The following is a 19098-nucleotide window of genomic DNA, read 5'->3' as shown; positions in this document are numbered from 1 at the left end:
GCCGGATGCGGCGTGAACGCCTTATCCGACCTACCAGTCGGCATCGGTTTGTAGGCCTCAATACCCCATATTTTTCTTCTTCTCTAACTCTTCTTTTGCGGTATCAGGCAGATAAAGGGTGGACTTAGTCAGCGTCAGCTTTTCAGGCATGGTGCCGTCTTTCTTGTATTTCTCCAGCGCGTCGAAAGCTGGGCCTGCCATGTTTGGCGTCAGTTCAACACTGGCATTCGCTTCACCATCAATCATCGCTTTGTAGATATCCGGCACGCCGTCGATAGAGCCTGTCAGAATATCTTTGCCCGGCTTCAGACCCGCTTCTTTAATCGCCTGAATCGCGCCTATTACCATGTCGTCGTTATGGGCGTAAACCATGCAGATATTTTTGCCGTTGTTTTCCGCTTTGATAAAGCTCTCCATAACTTCTTTGCCTTTACTACGGGTGAAATCACCGGATTGCGAGCGGATAATTTTGATATTTGGCGCATTCTTAATAGCTTCGGCAAAACCTTTCTTACGGTCGATGGCAACGCTCGCCCCAACGGTGCCTTGTAACTCAACCACGTTACACGGTTTACCGTTGACCTCTTTCACCAGCCAGTCACCAATCAACTTGCCTTCCAGAATGTTGTCAGCAGTAACGGTCGTCATATAGAGAGATTTGTCTTTCACATCGATGGAACGGTCGAGCAAAAAGACCGGAATTTCGGCATCTTTCGCCTCTTTTAATACTGGTTCCCAGCCCGTCGCCACCACCGGAGCGATAAAGATCGCATCCACACCTTGTGCGACGAAGGAACGTACCGCTTTAATCTGGTTTTCCTGCTTTTGCTGACCATCGGCAATTTTTAGCGTGATACCGCGCTTTTCTGCCTCACTTTTCGCCACGTTGGTTTCTGCGGCACGCCAGCCGGACTCCGATCCGACCTGCGAAAATCCTACGGTTAAGGGAGCGGCCAATGCCATAGACGACATGGCTGCTGAGACCGCAGAGACTACAAGTAAGCGTTTCCACATAGGGTTGTCCTCGTCGGGGTGATTATTATTGTTTAAAAGATGTTCGCGAAAAAACTATAGACAATCGGTCATGTAACAGATTGCGTTACTTCACACTTCAAAAAAGTAAATACATCGTTAATCACAAGTTTGTAATCGCTTTCATCTCGCTATGAAAAATGCGGCTACGGTTATGGATTTTCCTGCTCTGTAAACCGTCTTAAAGCTGGCGAAAAAGGAAAAAGAGGACGAAAACAAGCGAAGACATTCGGCGCGAGTTGGCTATAATACTCGGCACTTGTTTGCCACATATTTTAAAGGAAACAGACATGAGCTTACTCAACGTCCCTGCGGGTAAAGATCTGCCGGAAGACATCTACGTTGTTATTGAGATCCCGGCTAACGCAGATCCGATCAAATACGAAATCGACAAAGAAAGCGGCGCACTGTTCGTTGACCGCTTCATGTCCACCGCAATGTTCTATCCATGCAACTACGGTTACATCAACCACACTCTGTCTCTGGATGGTGATCCGGTTGACGTACTGGTCCCGACTCCGTACCCGCTGCAGCCGGGTTCTGTGATCCGTTGCCGTCCGGTTGGCGTTCTGAAAATGACCGACGAAGCCGGTGAAGATGCAAAACTGATTGCGGTTCCGCACAGCAAGCTGAGCAAAGAATACGATCACATCAAAGACGTTAACGATCTGCCGGAACTGCTGAAAGCGCAGATCGCTCACTTCTTCGAGCACTACAAAGACCTCGAAAAAGGCAAGTGGGTGAAAGTTGAAGGTTGGGAAAACGCTGAAGCCGCTAAAGCTGAAATCGTTGCTTCCTTCGAGCGCGCAAAGAATAAATAATTTCTTGTATACTCTAAATAATTCAAGTTGCAGGAAGGCGACAAGCGAGTGAATTCCCGGGCACCTACATAAGTAAGTGACTGGGGTGAGCGAACGCAGACACAGTACATGCAACTTGCAGCATGACGAGTATATCGTAATAACCCTGAACACCGGGCTTCGGTTAGTAAGGGTTTTTATTTTATATTGACACCTGTTTTGTCTTGCAAAAAACAACCGAACCCGGTGTTGGTAAGGCACAAAGCCCTTCTTATCACATGAATGGTAGACACGTGTTTGGGTAAAACATAGAGGTTCACCTGAAACCGTCATAATTTCATTCAATGCAGATCACGTTTTTTCTCTATACCGATTGAAAGACAACAACATCACTTAGATAATCTGTCGAAATAACCCATTTCTATGATGGCGTGCTACTGCGAAAGCAGGCAAGACCAAAATAGAAATGCTCTCCCGCCAAGGGGAGCATTTCTATTTTGGTCTTTTTTTTTGCCTCAACCCAGGGAACACTATGAACTATAACGAAACAGCAGACAAAATCCTCCACTCGGTGGGTGGTGCGGAGAATATCCGAATGCTCACCCACTGCGCGACCCGCTTGCGCATGGAGTTTAACGATCGCGCAAAGGTTAACGATACGCAGATTGGCGCTATCCCCGGCGTGATAAGCGTGGTGGAGAAAGGCGGTCAGTTCCAGATTGTTATCGGCAATGAGGTGCAGCAGGTTTATCGCCTGCTCAATAAGGCGCTGCCGGAGAAGAAAGGCCCCTCAAGCGGTGGCAAAAACGCTAAACCCACCGGTATCATCGCACGCATTATCAGCGTGATTTCGACCACCTTCACCCCAGTGATCCCGGCCATTACCGGCGCCGGGATGATCAAGGCGCTGCTGGCTATCCTCAAACTAACGGGCGTGATTAGCGAAACCAGTTCAACCTATCAGCTACTCAACATTATTGCCGACGCGGCCTTCTTCTTCCTGCCAGTGCTGCTGGCCTACGGGGCATCGCTGAAATTTGAATGTAACCCGATTCTGGCGATGACCCTCGCGGGCGTACTGCTGCATCCGGGCATCGGCCAGATGCTGGCAGCGGGGAAAGCGGTTGATTTTGTCGGTATCAACGTCCTGCTTTCCGATTACGCCGGGTCAGTGCTGCCAATTATTCTGACGGTCTGGCTGATGTCGTGGGTGGAGCGCTTCGCGGAGAAGGTTTCGCCGTCGATCATTAAGTTCTTTGTTAAGCCGATGCTGATCCTGTTGATCACCGCGCCACTGGCGCTGGTGCTCGTCGGCCCTGCGGGTATTTTGCTTAACGATCTGGTGGCGGCTGGCGCGGGCGCTATTGATCGCCACGCCAGTTGGTTAATTCCGATGCTGATGGGCGCTCTGCAACCCTTCCTGATTATTACCGGCACCGCCTGGGCGATGACGCCAATCGCTACCGGTCAGTTGAGTAAAAACGGTTTTGAGATGATCAACGGGCCGGGAATGCTGGCGTCAAACGTGGCAATGGGCGCGGCGACGCTGTGCGTGGCGCTGAAAACCAAAAATAACAACCTGCGCCAGTTGGCCTCATCATCGGGCTTTACCGCGCTGCTGGGGATCACCGAACCGGCACTGTACGGGGTATTACTCAAGTTCCGCCGGGTACTGATTGCCGCGATGATCGGTGGCGGCTGCGCCGGGATTTATGCTGGTGTGAGCGGTCTGGTGCGCTATGCGTTTGTCTCCCCAGGACTTGCGGCGCTGCCGGCGTTTATCGGTGAAAACCCGATGAATATCGTCCATGCGCTAGTGACCTGTGCGATTTCTATCGTAGTAACCTTTGCCCTGACCTGGTTTATCGCCTTTAAAGATACGCCTGAAGAGCAAGAAGAGGTCAGCGAGGCTCCGCAGCCTGTCGTTAGCCCGAAAATTGAGGGTGAGATTGAAGTACTCAGCCCGCTGCGCGGTCAGGTGATGGCGCTGAACGAAGTGAATGATGATGTCTTTTCCGGTGGCCTGCTGGGAGAAGGCGTGGCGATCCAACCACAGGAAGGGGTTCTGCGTGCGCCGTTTAACGGTACTGTAATGATGTTTCTACCTTCCTGCCACGCCGTTGGTTTACAAAGTGAAAGCGGACTTGAGCTGCTGATCCATATCGGTATCGATACCGTTAATCTTAACGGCCAGCACTTTAGCTCATCGCTGAAAGTAGGCGACAAGGTGGAGGTCGGACAGGAGCTAATCCGCTTTGATATCCCCGCCATCGAACAGGCCGGGTATGACCTGATTACCCCGGTGATTGTGGTCAATGGCGACGAGCAGCACTCCCTGCGCCTTACCACCGCCGCGCAGGTCGATTACGGCGAACAACTGATGGTGCAATCCGCTAAGGAGGTGCAGGTATGATTTATCAAAAGAAAACGCAGTTCCCGGACGGTTTTCTGTGGGGCGCGTCCACTTCGGCCTATCAGGTTGAGGGCGCGTGGAATGAAGACGGTAAAGGACCGTCGGTAGTCGACATGCTCAGCCATCCGCCGGGAACGGCTGACTTCCGCATTGCCAGCGATCACTATCATCGCGTGGAGGAAGACGTAGCGCTGATGGCGCAGATGGGGCTGAAGGCCTACCGCTTTTCGGTGGCCTGGTCGCGGGTGATACCTGACGGTGATGGCCCGGTGAATCCGGACGGGTTAGCCTTTTATCACCGCCTGATCGACGCCCTGACACGCCACGGAATAACCCCCATCGTCACGTTGTATCATTTCGACTTGCCCTGGGCTCTGGAGTTGAAAGGCGGCTGGCTGAACCGCAAAACCGGGGAGGCGTTTGTTCGTTACGCCCGTCTGCTGTTCAGCGAGTTTGCCGATAAAGTCCCGCTATGGCTGACGATTAACGAACAGAACACCATGATCCTGCATCCCGGCGCGATTGGCGTACCCGCCAATCGTGAACTGCCGGATAAGAAGGCGCTGTACCAGCAGAATCATCATATGATGCTGGCTCAGGCGCAGATCTTCGCCCTGTGCCACCGCGAATTCCCCGGGCTGCGCATCGGCCCGGCGATAAACACCACTTCGATGTACGCCGAAAGTTGCAAACCGGAAGACGCTATTGCCGCGCATAACTGGGAAACGCTGCGCTGCTGGAGTTTTTTAGATGTAGCGGTACATGGTCGCTACAACGCCCTGGCGTGGGCGTATTTGCAGGATCGCGGCCTCGCGCCGGAAATGCAGCCAGAAGATGCGCTGATTTTGCAGCAGGGGCGGCCGGATTTTATCGCCATTAACTACTACTCAACCGCGACGATTGCTGCCAGCCGGGGCGATGGTGCCGATGTTGCCCCCCGCGCGGGCGATCAACAAATTATGCTGGGCGAAGAGGGCGTTTATCGGCCAGCGGAAAATCCGTGGGTCGGCAAAACGCCTTACGGCTGGGTCGTTGATCCGGTGGGATTGCGCCTGACGCTGCGTAAAGTGTGCGAGCGCTACGGCCTGCCGATTCTGATCAGCGAAAACGGTATGGGCGCACCGGATAAGCTGGAGCATGATGGGACGGTGAATGACGATTACCGTATCGCTTTCCTTGAGGCGCACATTGAGCAAATGCGTCTGGCAATTGCTGACGGCGTCGAGCTGATGGGCTATTGCCCATGGGCAGCAATTGATGTGGTAAGCACTCACCAGGGATACGCTAAGCGCTACGGTTTTATTTATGTCGATCGCGGCGAGGATGATCTGAAGAGTTTGCAAAGGATCCGCAAACGCAGTTTCTGGTGGTATAAGGATGTCATCGCGCAAAACGGTAACCACAACGAGTCTCAGAGATGATTGTTCAGAAGGTGCTCAATAATAGCCTGGTGCTTTCCCTTGATGACGATAACAGGGAAGTTATCGTCATGGGGAAAGGTATTGGCTTCAACAGCAGACCCGGGGACGAGATCGCCCCGGAGCAGATAGAGAAGCTATTTGTAACCCAGACGCTTGACGAACGCAGCGGCTATCTTGAGGCACTTTCCGCTATACCGGATGAAGTCATCGAAATGGCTGCGATGATTATTTCCCGTGCCAACATGCAGCTTTCGAGCAAAGTTCGTGAGCAGATTTTCTTTACCCTTGCCGATCACCTGGCTTTTGCCATCGAGCGCAGCCGCAAAGGGATCACCATTCAAAACCGCCTACTACCGGAGGTCAGGCGGTTTTATCCACAACAGTTCCACATCGCCAGCGAGGCTGTAACCATTATTCGCCAGCAGTACGGTATTGAACTACCGGAAGAGGAAGCCGGGAATATCGCTTTTCATCTTGTGAATGGTCAGAGCGAAGGCGACGACGTGGCGCAAACCATGCAGTCAGTGAAAATGTTGAAGGATATTTTTAATCTCGTGCAGTACCACTTTAAGCAGGAGATCGACACTGAATCGATTAATTACTCACGTTTTCTTATCCATATGCAGTTTTTCCTTCAGCGTTTACAGGAGGGAGAACTGGATAGCTCGCGGGACAGTTTCCTGCTAGTGCAAGTGATTAAAGAGTATCCAGAAGCCTGGCAGTGTACGCTACTGATCCGCGATTATATCAAGGTTCAACTCGGTATCACCCTCAGAGGTAACGAACTGCTATGGCTCACAGTCCATCTGGTGAGGATAACTGGACTTGATGCATAAACAGGATGCCTCTAATCGTTTAAATTGACGTATAACATTTGCTTTTGAGAACGCATCTTGCCTGTTCAGAGTCGCTTGCTGGAAATAAGCCGCTCCTGCTCATTCTCACCATTTAAATTGCGAGATGTTTTACCCCCGCGCATTAATGAACACCAGCAGCGTTTTTTATGCGTTAACAGATATAGAAAGCGACTCGGAAGGAAAAGAAACAGGCGGGAAAGTTACAAAACAGAATGCGTGTCGTCTCGCAAAAACAACGCCACCCGAAGGTGGCGTGTTTAATTATGGCTTATCCCTGTCTAACCAGTCGCCGCTTGCAATCAGCTTTAATCCATCGACGGGTCGTTGATATACGTACATCCATGCACTCCCGTACGGCGTCTGAATCAACTGGCGCGCGTATTCACCGCCCCTGGTGCGCAAGGCATCAAGTTCGGCCAGCGTGGCGTTGTCAATACGATAAACTTCACCGTGTACCGTTCCGTTCCCCGGAACTGCGCCTGGATAGTGGCCCAGGCTATACAACTGGTAGTTATCGATACTGAAATCGCCCAGCAACTGGGCATTGGTCATCCAGTGGCTGTTGCCTTGTTTGTGGCGTAAACTGCCGTAGACAAATATTCGCATAGCTAAAACTCGAACTGATAGAGCAAATCCAGTGCCTGGTCTACACCAGACACGGCTTCCAGATATAGCTTCGGCATCAGGCGATAACGTAACGTGAGTGTTGCTATAGAGTCAAATATCCCCACGCCGTATTTCACTTGTAGGCCTGGTAATACATAGCCGCTGACCACCACCTGGGAGGAATCGCCTACCCCCTCGGTGTCGAGCGCTAAATTACTTACGCCAAATGTCTCACCGATTTTACCCACAATCTGACCACTTTGTGCAACCCCCAGACCAATCAGCATCGAGGTCATCGCCGCGCTGTCACTCTGATCGCTCTCCAGCCCTTGTCCGCGTAACAAGTAGGACAATGCCGCCTGTTGTGACATCGCCGGGTCAGAGAAGATCTCCGCTTTCGGCTCATCCGCCAGCCCGGTGACACGAACACCGGCGATCACGTCGTCTTCTGTTGCATCCGGGTTACGAATCGCTTCGATATTGAGATACGGTTGATCCGGCGGGCCAGAGAACAGCAGTTCACCTTTACGCACAATCAGATCCTGACCATAGGCATGGAAGCGACCTTCCGGAATGTTGATCTGCCCGTTCAGACCCAGACCTTGTTTGTCCTGTACGACATTGAGATCGCCCGTCAGTCGCGCTTTCAGGCCGAAGGCATCAATGCGCACATTGTTGCCAACGTGAACAATCAGGTTGCTGTTGATCGGAATCGATGCCGTTTTCGCCTCCTCCGGTTGCAGGTTATCGTTGAGCATTACCACATCGCTGGAGACGCCCACCGCACTTTCCGGTAGATCGTGCACCACAATGCGCGCCCACGGTACATCCACGCGGCCATCGAGGGTAAACAGGCTTGGTGTGGCTTCGAATACGACATCTGGCGACACATCCATGCGCACCATCGGCGGTACGGTGATCCGCACCTTACTGCCTTTTGCCGTCACCCGCGCACGCCAGTTTTCAATCTGACTCCAGTCAGCATCACCGTTCAGGTAAATTTCCCCCTGCTGGGTTCGCACAGTGCCCGCCAGCGTCGAGCGCATACCGTTAAAGTTGACCGCAAGCTGGCTCGGCTGCATATCAAACGGCATAAAGTTGCCATCGATATCCACACCAGTGACCTGGAGCTGACCAAACAACTGCGGGCTCTGCACATCACCGCCCAGACGTAAGTTGGCGCTCACCATACCCGCCGCTTTTTCACCACGCGTAAAGATGGGGTTTACCATCGCGAGGTTGAAGTTACGGATATTCACGTTGCCGCCGAGGTTACGCCGCCCTTGTGGATCGGTTACCTGTACCTGACCATCAAACTGACCGTTATTAGTCAGACGGATTGTCCAGCCCAGCTCGGCACGGTTATTACGCAACTCCGCCGTCAGGTTCAGCGTCTGAAACGCTACTGGCAGCGCCGCATCGTTGACGGTTTGCGTCACCTGCACGTTACGCCCGGAAAGAGTAACACTGCCCTGCGGCAGCCCTTCTTTGGTGGTATCCCAGGCGACATCCGCTTTACCTGTAAAGATACCGCTGGCCTGAGTGGTTTCCGGCATAAACGGCTTCAGCATTGCCAGGTCGAAACGGTTGAGATTCACCACCGCACGCCCTTCAGCCCCGGCATCAATGGTTTGCGGCACGCACAGTTCCGCATTCGGGTTAAGCCAGCAGTGTGGCCCGATGCTGATTTTTTGCTCCTGATTGCGGTAGTCCAGTGCGATATCACGCGTCAGCGACCACGGGCCGACCGGCGTCTGGAAGCGCGTATTGCTAAGTGTTCCCTTCCAACGTTCTTCTTTGCGATCAAAACTCCCTGCCAGATTGAGCTGCCCGGAAACCGGCTCGCCCTGAATCCGCAGTTGTAACTCGTGCTGCTTTTCGCTGCCTTTCGCGTTCAGAGTGACGAGGTTGATATTCACATCCGGCTGCGAGATTTGCTCAACGCGCACGTCGAGTTTACCCGCAATCTGATCGGTGGATTTGATATCGCCTTCCACACGAACCTGCGCTACGGAGAGTTCCTGCCAACGCAAACCGCGCGCGGTAATATCTGCCAGTAGTTGTGGCGCTTCCACAGTACCGCGTACTTTCACCAACCCTTTCGCTGTACCGCCCAGTCCTGGTAGCGCATTATCCAGCCCCGGCGCGTTGATGGTGGCATCAAGATTGAGATCTTTTACCCCCAACTCGCCTTTCACTTCGGCACTGTTTGGCCCCAGTTCCAGATGCAGACCTGGGATCGTCCACTGCATATAACTGTTGCCTTTCAGCGTTCCGTCAACGTTCACTTTGTTCTGTTTAACATTGCCGGTCAGCTTCAACTCTGGTACGTCCATCTGCCAGGTGCCGCCGTACAGGCTGCCTCGGGTTTTGATCAAACCATTGAGTTTTGACGGCCACTCCGGGAACTCTTTCGCAGTGTTAATGCCGTTAAGCGTTAACTCACCACGCCAGCTAATCGCCTGCTGCCAGTCGAGTAACGCTTTCAACTCGGTTTTCCCTTCCAGCGCTGCGACGGTAAGTTTGTCGAGATTAACCTGCTGTTTATTGCCCTTTGCATCGAGGGTAATGGTCGCTGGCGGGATCTCATGCCCCTTCACCGCCATGTGCATAGAGAGCGTGTAATCAGTCATTTTTCCGGTGAGTTTCAGTTTCAGATCATCCGCCTGATACTGCTTCTCGCCAGTAAACGGCCAGTAAAGCTGTTTGCTGTTTACTTCCACGTTGAGCGGCAATCCGACTTCTGCCAGCCGCGTCTGGGCGCGCAGATCCATATCCACCGGACCGGAAAGATTAACGCCAATCTCCAGTTGTTCGCGCAGCGCACCACCCACTTTCAGCTTCACTTTTTCGCCTTTTAGTGGCTCCACGTTCAGTGTGCTATTGAGGGTGATATCTACCGGCCAGTTATTGGACAGTTGCGCCGTGCCACTGGCATTAACGCTCCCCTGATTAGAGTCGATATCAAGTGCGTCCAGTTTGGTATTGCCATCGATGCTACTGACTTTCAGCAGCATGGTGTGCACGGTGATGTCCGTGTCGCCCGTCACGCGCAGTTGCTCACCCTTAAACTCTTCAATGTTCAGGTTGAGCGGCAAATGTACGTCGGTCATCTCCGGTAATACCGGGCGAGAAAAGAGGTCTTTCAGCGTTTCGCCCAGCGGTTTTTCATCCGGCTGCGGATTTTCAATCTTCGGTTCGACAACTTCTTCCTGCGCCACTTCTGCCACTTTCGGCAGGGCAATCAACAGCCCTTTCAGCGATGTCGGTTTCAGGGTCAGGGTTTTCTCTTGCCAGTTCAGACCGGAGGTGAAGTCCATCACCGACACCGTAGTGTCATCAATCTTAATGTTGACGTTATCCAGCGCTACCCGCGTCAGGGTGATGGGATATGGCGTAGAGAGATCCAGCGGCCCGCTATCTTCCTCTTCCTCCGCTTGCTCTGAAGGGGGCATTTTTTTACTGTCGATGTTGACCTGAATATCCTTCAGTGCCAAATCGTTAATACAAACACTGCTGTCCCACAGGCACTCCAGCCCGACCGCCAGATGCAGATTGCCCGCTTTTACCGCCACGCCTGGCTGCTCATAACGAACGTCAGACAAGGTAAGGTCGCGCCAGCCACCGGTGACCTTGCCAATATCCAGCCCTGGCACCCAGCGGTCCGCCGCTTTAAATACCAGATGCAGGCCGCTGGTGGTGCCCACCAGAAACGCCACTGATCCCAGCAACAGTAAAATAACGATGACTACGCCGAGGCTGATTTTTTTCCATAAACTCATAATTCTGGCCCCAGACCGATGTAAAACTGTAAACCATGCTCGTCTTTGTCAGCGACCGGAACGGCGAAATCGAGCTTGATCGGCCCGACCGGCGATTCCCAACGCACGCCAACCCCGGTGCCGGTTTTAAAGTCACTGCGGCGAATATCGCTTACCGCTTCGCCGCTGTCGACAAACACCGCGCCCCACCATTTTCCGGTCACGTTGTACTGATACTCCAGCGATCCGGTAATTAGCTTTGATGCCCCTTTCAGGTCACCATTGGCGTATTTCGGAGCGATCGATTTGTATTTATAGCCGCGAATACTGCGGTCGCCCCCGGCGAAGAAACGTAAATCCGGCGGTACTTTGTCGAAGTCACCGGTTTCAATCCAGCCCAGCGTGCCGCGAGTGACAAAGCGATGGCGATCGTAAAGTGTGCGGATCCAGACGTTCTGCGCCTGGAATACGGAGAAATCGACATCCGATCCCCAGGCGGTGTTGGAGTAGTCGATAGAGTAACGCTGCGAGTCGCCCCAGGTCGGCATCAGGCCGCCGCGTGATCGCGTCCGGCTAATCATGACCCCAGGATAAAACAGCATCGTGGTGTTAGTGATTTCACCCTGAGTAAAGTGGTCGAGACTCCAGCGCAGGTTAATGGCACGCTGCCAGCCACTGGAAAGATCCCAGTAACGGGAAGCAACCAGGGTGGTGGAATCGGATTCGGTATCATTCAGATCAGTACGCTTAAAACCACCCTGTACCAGATAGTATTGTTCCAGTGGGTTCTTAAGCAGCGGCATTTTATAACTAAAATCGAGAGTCTGTTCCGGTGCAGAGATACTTGTGCTGGTGGTCAGGCTGTGACCGTAAGAGTTCATCCACGGCTTTCTCCACGAGGCTTTAACTCGTGGGCCAACGTCCGTTGAGTACCCGACCCCGGTTTCAATGGTGTTTTCCGTGCGCGGCGAAACGACGCCAGTCAGTGGCAATACTTTAGTTTCTCGCGCTTTATCAAACTGCGGTGCAACCACCACCGAGTTAAACCAACCAGTAGCGGAGAGACGGCGGTTCAGTTCCGCCAGATCTTTAGATTCGTACTCATCGCCCTCTTTAAACGGCACCAGATTTTGCAGGTACTCATCGCGGATCTGTGAACCTTCGAAGGTCACATGCCCAAAGCGGTAGCGTTCGCCACTGTTGTAATCAATATCCCAGTAGGCTTTATGCAAGCCAAGTGCGATACCCAACTGTGCTTTGGTAAATTCGCTATCGAAATAGCCTTTACGCAACGCGATGCTGGTTAAGGACTTTTTGAAATTTTCGTAGTCGCCCTGATTCAGCACCGTGCCTATAGCCGGGCGGGTATCGAGCAACTTCAAATAGTCTTTATCAGTCCGCGCACCGCCGCGCAAAACCACATCAGTGCCGCCAATCAACACCGGCACGCCGGGCGTGACTTTGGCGATCAACACCTGCCGCCCCTTCTTTGGCGGTGGTCGGAGATCAAATTCAATGGTCGGCTGGTAATAGCCCAGCGCCTTCAGACCTTCGCGGATGGCATCATCAACACGTGCGCGAAAGCGCCGATCTGGCGTAACTTCATCACTTTCAATCGTAGAAAGCTGCGCACGAACGTTCTTTTCTAGCTGCCCCGATAACCCTTCGACCTGTAGACGGACGTTCGCGGCGACGGCAGCTCCGCTAAAGCAGAGTAAGCTTACACAGCATAACTGTCGGATATAGCGCACATTTTCTCCTGAATATCCTTTGTTCCTGCCCCTGGAACTCCGTTAAACGGCTTAACAAAAATCCAGCCATATGGATTTAAAAGCAGACTAAACCCAAAATATTTCTTATGGTTTACTTTATACACATTCACGGGGGTTATTGTGTGCAAATACGTCTCTTGTTACAACCTAATCCCCAAAGGCCGACTTTCGGGAGAGCAACACTATGAGTTTATTTGATAAAAAGCATCTGGTTTCCCCCGCCGATGCCCTTCCTGGACGTAATACCCCGATGCCTGTAGCCACATTGCATGCGGTCAACGGCCACTCAATGACCAATGTGCCTGACGGAATGGAGATCGCCATTTTTGCTATGGGCTGTTTCTGGGGCGTGGAACGCCTTTTCTGGCAACTTCCCGGTGTTTACAGCACTGCCGCAGGCTATACCGGCGGTTACACGCCAAACCCGACCTATCGGGAAGTGTGTTCTGGTGATACCGGCCACGCCGAAGCGGTACGCGTGGTTTACGATCCGTCCGTGATCAGCTACGAACAACTGTTACAGGTATTCTGGGAGAATCACGATCCCGCACAAGGGATGCGTCAGGGCAATGACCACGGCACGCAGTATCGTTCCGCAATTTACCCGCTGACACCAGAACAGGACGCTGCCGCCCGCGCCAGTCTGGAACGTTTTCAGGCCGCAATGCTCACCGTCAGTGACGATCGCCAGATAACCACCGAGATCGCCAACGCTACACCGTTTTATTATGCCGAAGATGACCACCAACAATATCTGCACAAAAACCCATATGGCTATTGTGGAATTGGTGGGATCGGCGTTTGCCTGCCGCCTGAAGCGTAGCAATAAAAGGCTGAACTAAAGCGAAATGAAGCAAAAATTTAACCCTCTGGCGACTTTACAGAACCTTACGCTATACTAGCCACTGAAAATGTCGGTTCACTCTCTTCGAACCGGCTTTCAATGTGTATTTCGCACAAATTAATCAACTTCCCCTTCCGAGGATCTGACCTGAACGGTCGGATAAGATATGTTAAACAGTATTTTAGTCATACTATGCTTGATCGCTGTGAGTGCGTTCTTCTCGATGTCCGAGATCTCGCTTGCCGCCTCACGCAAAATCAAACTTAAACTGCTGGCTGATGAAGGCAATATAAACGCCCAGCGCGTTCTGGATATGCAGGAAAATCCCGGCATGTTCTTTACCGTGGTGCAAATTGGTCTGAACGCGGTGGCGATACTCGGTGGTATCGTCGGTGATGCGGCGTTCTCTCCGGCTTTTAACAGCCTGTTCTCTCGCTATATATCAGCGGAACTCTCTGAGCAACTGAGCTTTATTCTCTCTTTCTCATTAGTGACTGGCATGTTTATTCTGTTTGCGGATTTAACCCCGAAACGCATCGGTATGATTGCGCCAGAAGCTGTGGCTTTGCGTATCATCAACCCGATGCGCTTCTGCCTGTTCGTCTGCACCCCTCTGGTGTGGTTTTTCAACGGCCTGGCAAACATGATCTTCCGTATCTTTAAATTGCCGATGGTACGTAAAGATGACATCACTTCTGATGACATCTACGCGGTGGTGGAAGCCGGTGCACTGGCTGGAGTACTGCGTAAACAGGAACACGAGCTGATCGAAAACGTGTTTGAACTGGAATCCCGTACCGTGCCGTCTTCCATGACGCCGCGTGAAAACGTGATTTGGTTCGATCTCCATGAAGATGAGCAAAGTCTGAAGAATAAAGTGGCGGAGCATCCACACTCAAAATTCCTCGTCTGTAATGAAGATATCGACCACATCATCGGCTATGTGGACTCGAAAGATCTGCTGAACCGCGTGCTGGCCAATCAAAGCCTGGCACTGAATAGCGGCGTGCAGATTCGCAACACGCTGATCGTGCCTGACACTCTGACCCTCTCTGAGGCGCTGGAAAGTTTTAAAGCTGCGGGCGAAGACTTTGCGGTAATCATGAACGAGTACGCCCTGGTGGTGGGGATAATTACCCTCAACGACGTGATGACCACGTTGATGGGCGATCTGGTCGGTCAGGGGCTGGAAGAACAGATTGTCGCGCGTGATGAGAACTCATGGCTAATCGATGGCGGTACGCCGATTGACGACGTGATGCGTGTGCTGGATATTGACGAGTTCCCGCAGTCGGGCAACTACGAAACCATCGGCGGCTTTATGATGTTTATGCTGCGTAAGATCCCGAAACGCACCGATTCAGTGAAACTCTCCGGCTACAAATTTGAAGTGGTGGATATCGATAACTACCGCATCGACCAACTGCTGGTAACGCGGATCGACAGCAAAGCCACCGCCCTTTCACCGAAACAGCCTGACGCTAAAGATAAAAATAAAGAAGAAAGCGTCGCATAACCCCAGAAACATCAACGGCTCCTGAATCAGGAGCCGTCTTATTACTGCATAGCACGCTGGTTAAGCCATCTCTGTTTGCAGACGCATAACCTGACGGTTAACTTCGGACATCACTGACAAATGCAGCTTATCCTTCACTTTTGGGATAAGAATCTTACCCTTATCAAATTCAAAAGCGCCAACGTCCTTGATGTATAACCGTCCACGGAACAGGATTTTCACGTACTTCGCCACCTGCAGTGGGTTGTACCGTTGGAAAATTTTCATTGTTATCTCCTGCTGAGTATTACGCCTTTGTGGTGCCACAATCGGCCCAACTATTATGAGGCGCAAATTTTAATGCCTGATGACTATAGTCTATCGCTGCAATGTTTCCAGTGTGTATAAAGTTTTTTACCTTAACGTTACAGTTATTCAGAATTATCTTTTCGCCTAACCACAATCTTCAGTATAAGCATTCATTTTTCATATGATTTGTGCGCTTGTCCGCAAACTGGCACCACACTTGCGGGAAATTCGATAAATAGCACATATGATTAAAAGTCCGACCCAAGTGGTCGGATCACCTGCATACGATAAGAAGGAAACACTATGACCCTACGCAAGATTCTCGCGCTGACTTGCTTGCTACTGCCGATGATGGCCTCCGCGCATAAATTCGAAACCGGTCAGCGAGTACCACCAATTGGCATTGCCGATCGTGGCGAGTTAGTACTTGATAAAGATCAGTTTAGCTACAATACCTGGAACAGCGCACAGTTAGTGGGGAAAGTGCGGGTACTGCAACATATTGCCGGTCGCACCTCCGCAAAAGAGAAAAATGCGACGCTGATTGAAGCGATTAAATCGGCAAAACTGCCGCATGATCGCTACCAGACGACCACCATTGTGAACACCGACGACGCTATCCCCGGTTCAGGTATGTTTGTACGTAGCAGCCTGGAGAGCAATAAAAAGCTCTATCCGTGGTCACAGTTTATTGTCGACAGCAACGGCATCGCACGCAGCGCCTGGCAGTTGGATGAAGAGAGTTCCGCCATTGCAGTGCTGGATAAAGACGGTCGCGTGCAATGGGCAAAAGATGGAGCGCTCACTCAGGAAGAGGTGCAGCAAGTGATGGACTTGCTGCATAAGTTGCTTAATAAATAGAAACCCGGAACCCTGGATTCAGGAAGGATTCACGCGGAGTGTAATCCAGCGGTTTTCCCTGCCAGTCGTGGACGTGTGCTCCGGCAGCGGCAGCCACAGCATGACCGGCAGCGGTGTCCCAAATATTGGTTGGCCCAAAACGCGGGTAGAGCTGAGCCTGCCCTTCCGCCACCAGGCAAAATTTCAGTGAAGAACCGATGGATGTCGTCTGGTGTTCGCCAAGCTGTTGCAGATACTCTTTCAGCTCCGCATCCGCATGGGAACGGCTAATGACAACCAGAGGCGGGCGAGCGTCGCGTACCTGAATCTGCTTGCGCACGCCGCACTCTTCTTTCCAGGCTTTTCCTTCCTCCGCGCTGTACATTACGTTCATTACCGGCGCATACACCACACCTAATATCGGTTTGCCTTTGTCGATCAGCGCAATGTTAACGGTAAATTCGCCATTTCGTTTAATAAACTCTTTGGTGCCGTCCAGCGGATCCACCAGCCAGTAACGTTGCCAGTGCTGGCGGACTTCCCAACCGGGAGGATCTTCTTCAGAAAGAACGGGGATATCCGGCGTCAGTTTACGTAATCCTTCCATGATTACGGTATGCGCGGCGATATCTGCCGCCGTCACCGGAGAGTCATCTGCTTTGTTGGCGACGTCCATCGGTTTAGTCCCGTCGTAGACCTGCATAATGGCATCGCCCGCAATCCGTGCAAGCTGGCATACTTGATCTAACATTCTCCACCTCGTCTCTGTGAGCGGCGTTAACTTATTGTTTTACTTATACCCCATCGCTATAGAATCCGCCAACTGTGATGGCGTCATCGTTTCCTGATTTATTATTTATGGCATCCTTCACGCTCCGTATGAAAGACGTTTCATCTTCTCGTTCATAAAAGGATGTCCCTTATGATTAAGTTTAGCGCAACGCTCCTGGCCACGCTGATTGCTGCCAGCGTGAATGCGGCAACAGTCGATCTACGCATAATGGAAACCTCTGATTTGCATAGCAACATGATGGATTTCGATTATTACAAAGACACATCCACAGAAAAATTTGGGCTGGTACGCACCGCCAGCCTGATTAATGACGCGCGCAATGAAGTGAAAAATAGCGTGTTGGTCGATAACGGTGACCTGATTCAGGGCAGCCCGCTGGCGGATTACATGTCGGCTAAAGGATTAAAAGCCGGTGATATTCATCCGGTCTATAAGGCGCTGAATACGCTGGATTATACCGTCGGCACACTCGGCAATCATGAATTTAATTACGGTCTGGATTACCTGAAAAATGCGCTGGCGGGGGCGAAATTCCCCTATATAAATGCCAATGTCATTGACGTAAAAACCAACCAGCCGATGTTTACACCGTATTTAATTAAAGACACCGAAGTAGTCGATAAAGACGGGAAAAAGCAAACGCTGAAAATTGGCTATATCGGCGTCGTGCCACCGCAGATTATGGGATGGGATAAAGCCAATTTATCCGGCAAAGTTACCGTTAACGATATTACCGAAACAGTGCGCAAGTACGTGCCGGAAATGCGCGAGAAAGGTGCCGATGTCGTTGTCGTTCTGGCGCATTCTGGTCTGTCTGCCGATCCGTATAAAGTAATGGCGGAAAACTCAGTTTATTATCTCAGTGAAATTCCGGGCGTTGATGCCATTATGTTTGGTCATGCCCATGCCGTCTTCCCGGGCAAAGATTTTGCTGATATCAAAGGCGTAGATATCGCCAAAGGTACGATTAACGGTGTTCCGGCGGTAATGCCAGGCATGTGGGGCGATCATCTCGGCGTGGTCGATCTGCAACTCAATAATGACAGCGGGAAATGGCAGGTGACGCAAGCAAAAGCGGAAGCTCGCCCGATTTACGATGTCGCCAATAAAAAATCACTCGCCGCTGAAGACAGCAAGTTGGTTGCAACGCTGAAAGCCGATCACGATGCCACACGCCAGTTTGTCAGCAAACCTATCGGGAAATCCGCCGACAATATGTATAGCTATCTGGCGCTGGTACAGGACGATCCGACGGTGCAGGTGGTGAACAACGCGCAAAAAGCGTATGTCGAACATTACATTCAGGGCGATCCGGATCTGGCAAAACTGCCGGTGCTCTCTGCCGCTGCGCCGTTTAAAGTTGGCGGTCGCAAGAACGATCCTGCCAGCTATGTAGAAGTGGAAAAAGGCCAACTGACTTTCCGTAATGCCGCCGATCTCTATCTCTATCCCAATACGCTGATTGTGGTAAAAGCCAGCGGCAAGGAAGTTAAAGAGTGGCTGGAGTGCTCCGCCGGGCAGTTTAACCAGATAGATCCCAACAGCACTAAACCGCAGTCATTAATCAACTGGGATGGCTTCCGTACCTATAACTTTGATGTGATTGACGGCGTGAATTATCAGATTGATGTTACCCAGCCAGCCCGCTATGACGGTGAATGTCAGGTGATTAATGCCAATGCGGAAAGGATTAAGAATCTGACCTTTAATGGTAAACCGATTGATCCGGACGCGATGTTCCTGGTTGCTACCAATAATTATCGTGCATACGGTGGCAAATTTGCCGGAACAGGCGACAGCCATATCGCCTTTGCGTCGCCGGATGAGAACCGTTCGGTGCTGGCAGCGTGGATTGCTGAAGAGTCGAAGCGTGCAGGAGAAATTCACCCAGCGGCAGATAATAACTGGCGTTTAGCGCCGATTGCCGGTGATAAAAAACTGGATATTCGTTTTGAAACGTCCCCGTCCGATAAAGCCGCAGACTTTATTAAAGAGAAGGGTCAGTATCCAATGAATAAAGTCGCGACTGATGATATCGGGTTTGCGATTTATCAGGTGGATTTGAGTAAGTAAGACACACCGTTTTCGGTCTACACATCATGCATCGCATCCGGCACTTCCTGGCGGATGCGATGCTGACGCGTCTTATCCGCCC

At 51.7% G+C, this 19098-nt stretch carries 14 protein-coding genes; 8 read left to right on the top strand and 6 right to left on the bottom strand.

The genetic code is table 11. The features are described 5' to 3' along the window. Positions 1 to 57 precede the first annotated feature (57 nt). Entirely contained in the window at positions 58 to 1014 is a 957-nt protein-coding gene (ytfQ, locus tag A1SC_RS03795) for a galactofuranose ABC transporter substrate-binding protein YtfQ (protein WP_000265933.1), read from the bottom strand. Positions 1015 to 1322: 308 nt separating this feature from the next. Between ytfQ and ppa the strand changes: the two genes are divergently transcribed. The 4 genes from ppa to licT all read left to right on the top strand — a co-directional run bounded on the left by ppa (position 1323) and on the right by licT (position 6502). Next, complete coding sequence (gene ppa / locus A1SC_RS03800) at positions 1323 to 1853, top strand: inorganic diphosphatase (RefSeq protein ID WP_000055070.1); 531 nt, start codon at positions 1323 to 1325, stop codon at positions 1851 to 1853. Positions 1854 to 2364: 511 nt separating this feature from the next. Then, a complete protein-coding gene (locus tag A1SC_RS03805) occupies positions 2365 to 4245 on the top strand; it encodes a beta-glucoside-specific PTS transporter subunit IIABC (protein WP_001108705.1) in 1881 nt (626 codons plus the stop codon). Then, on the top strand, positions 4242 to 5666 hold the full coding sequence (locus tag A1SC_RS03810; protein ID WP_000640262.1) for a glycoside hydrolase family 1 protein: 1425 nt from the start codon (positions 4242 to 4244) through the stop codon (positions 5664 to 5666). The genes A1SC_RS03805 and A1SC_RS03810 overlap by 4 nt, the downstream gene beginning before the upstream one ends. After that, on the top strand, positions 5663 to 6502 hold the full coding sequence (gene licT, locus A1SC_RS03815) for a BglG family transcription antiterminator LicT (RefSeq protein ID WP_000636962.1): 840 nt from the start codon (positions 5663 to 5665) through the stop codon (positions 6500 to 6502). The genes A1SC_RS03810 and licT overlap by 4 nt, the downstream gene beginning before the upstream one ends. A 282-nt stretch (positions 6503 to 6784) precedes the next feature. On the opposite strand, the gene A1SC_RS03820 is transcribed toward licT, so the two are convergent. From A1SC_RS03820 to tamA, 3 genes are read right to left on the bottom strand one after another with little or no spacing between them, the layout of a single operon-like run. After that, entirely contained in the window at positions 6785 to 7129 is a 345-nt protein-coding gene (locus A1SC_RS03820; RefSeq protein ID WP_001219159.1) for a gamma-glutamylcyclotransferase family protein, read from the bottom strand. A 2-nt stretch (positions 7130 to 7131) separates the two neighbouring features. Next, a complete protein-coding gene (gene tamB, locus A1SC_RS03825) occupies positions 7132 to 10911 on the bottom strand; it encodes an autotransporter assembly complex protein TamB (RefSeq protein ID WP_016262816.1) in 3780 nt (1259 codons plus the stop codon). Continuing rightward, a complete protein-coding gene (tamA, locus tag A1SC_RS03830; RefSeq protein ID WP_016262815.1) occupies positions 10908 to 12641 on the bottom strand; it encodes an autotransporter assembly complex protein TamA in 1734 nt (577 codons plus the stop codon). The genes tamB and tamA overlap by 4 nt, the downstream gene beginning before the upstream one ends. Before the next feature lie 205 nt (positions 12642 to 12846). Between tamA and msrA the strand changes: the two genes are divergently transcribed. Beyond that, entirely contained in the window at positions 12847 to 13485 is a 639-nt protein-coding gene (msrA, locus tag A1SC_RS03835) for a peptide-methionine (S)-S-oxide reductase MsrA (RefSeq protein WP_016262814.1), read from the top strand. 187 nt (positions 13486 to 13672) lie between these two features. Further along, the gene (locus A1SC_RS03840) at positions 13673 to 15022 is read left to right on the top strand and encodes a polyamine export protein PaeA (protein ID WP_001517648.1); all 1350 of its coding nucleotides are present in this window, start codon (positions 13673 to 13675) and stop codon (positions 15020 to 15022) included. Positions 15023 to 15082: 60 nt separating this feature from the next. Here A1SC_RS03840 and A1SC_RS03845 read toward each other — a convergent pair whose 3' ends face one another. Continuing rightward, complete coding sequence (locus A1SC_RS03845; RefSeq protein WP_000689228.1) at positions 15083 to 15289, bottom strand: DUF1107 domain-containing protein; 207 nt, start codon at positions 15287 to 15289, stop codon at positions 15083 to 15085. Positions 15290 to 15613: 324 nt separating this feature from the next. Between A1SC_RS03845 and A1SC_RS03850 the strand changes: the two genes are divergently transcribed. After that, positions 15614 to 16171, top strand: a complete 558-nt coding sequence (locus A1SC_RS03850) for a YtfJ family protein (RefSeq protein ID WP_001517647.1) — start codon at positions 15614 to 15616, stop codon at positions 16169 to 16171. Here the strand turns inward: A1SC_RS03850 and cysQ are convergent. After that, entirely contained in the window at positions 16161 to 16901 is a 741-nt protein-coding gene (gene cysQ / locus A1SC_RS03855; protein WP_000886881.1) for a 3'(2'),5'-bisphosphate nucleotidase CysQ, read from the bottom strand. The genes A1SC_RS03850 and cysQ overlap by 11 nt on opposite strands. A 171-nt stretch (positions 16902 to 17072) precedes the next feature. Between cysQ and cpdB the strand changes: the two genes are divergently transcribed. Further along, entirely contained in the window at positions 17073 to 19016 is a 1944-nt protein-coding gene (gene cpdB, locus A1SC_RS03860) for a 2',3'-cyclic-nucleotide 2'-phosphodiesterase (protein ID WP_016262813.1), read from the top strand. Positions 19017 to 19098 lie beyond the last annotated feature (82 nt).

It is taken from the genome of Escherichia sp. KTE52 (assembly GCF_000408325.1).
GTDB classification, from domain to species: Bacteria; Pseudomonadota; Gammaproteobacteria; order Enterobacterales; family Enterobacteriaceae; genus Escherichia; species Escherichia marmotae.
The sequence above is the reverse complement of the archived record's forward strand: the minus strand, read 5'-3'. Positions and strand labels throughout refer to the sequence as shown.

Bases quoted from the DNA above. Each gene is read 5' to 3' on its own strand.
- ytfQ (WP_000265933.1), bottom strand. From the start codon at position 1,014: ATGTGGAAACGCTTACTTGTAGTCTCTGCGGTCTCAGCAGCCATGTCG.
- ppa (WP_000055070.1), top strand. From the start codon at position 1,323: ATGAGCTTACTCAACGTCCCTGCGGGTAAAGATCTGCCGGAAGACATC.
- A1SC_RS03805 (WP_001108705.1), top strand. From the start codon at position 2,365: ATGAACTATAACGAAACAGCAGACAAAATCCTCCACTCGGTGGGTGGT.
- A1SC_RS03810 (WP_000640262.1), top strand. From the start codon at position 4,242: ATGATTTATCAAAAGAAAACGCAGTTCCCGGACGGTTTTCTGTGGGGC.
- licT (WP_000636962.1), top strand. From the start codon at position 5,663: ATGATTGTTCAGAAGGTGCTCAATAATAGCCTGGTGCTTTCCCTTGAT.
- A1SC_RS03820 (WP_001219159.1), bottom strand. From the start codon at position 7,129: ATGCGAATATTTGTCTACGGCAGTTTACGCCACAAACAAGGCAACAGC.
- tamB (WP_016262816.1), bottom strand. From the start codon at position 10,911: ATGAGTTTATGGAAAAAAATCAGCCTCGGCGTAGTCATCGTTATTTTA.
- msrA (WP_016262814.1), top strand. From the start codon at position 12,847: ATGAGTTTATTTGATAAAAAGCATCTGGTTTCCCCCGCCGATGCCCTT.
- A1SC_RS03840 (WP_001517648.1), top strand. From the start codon at position 13,673: ATGTTAAACAGTATTTTAGTCATACTATGCTTGATCGCTGTGAGTGCG.
- A1SC_RS03845 (WP_000689228.1), bottom strand. From the start codon at position 15,289: ATGAAAATTTTCCAACGGTACAACCCACTGCAGGTGGCGAAGTACGTG.
- A1SC_RS03850 (WP_001517647.1), top strand. From the start codon at position 15,614: ATGACCCTACGCAAGATTCTCGCGCTGACTTGCTTGCTACTGCCGATG.
- cysQ (WP_000886881.1), bottom strand. From the start codon at position 16,901: ATGTTAGATCAAGTATGCCAGCTTGCACGGATTGCGGGCGATGCCATT.
- cpdB (WP_016262813.1), top strand. From the start codon at position 17,073: ATGATTAAGTTTAGCGCAACGCTCCTGGCCACGCTGATTGCTGCCAGC.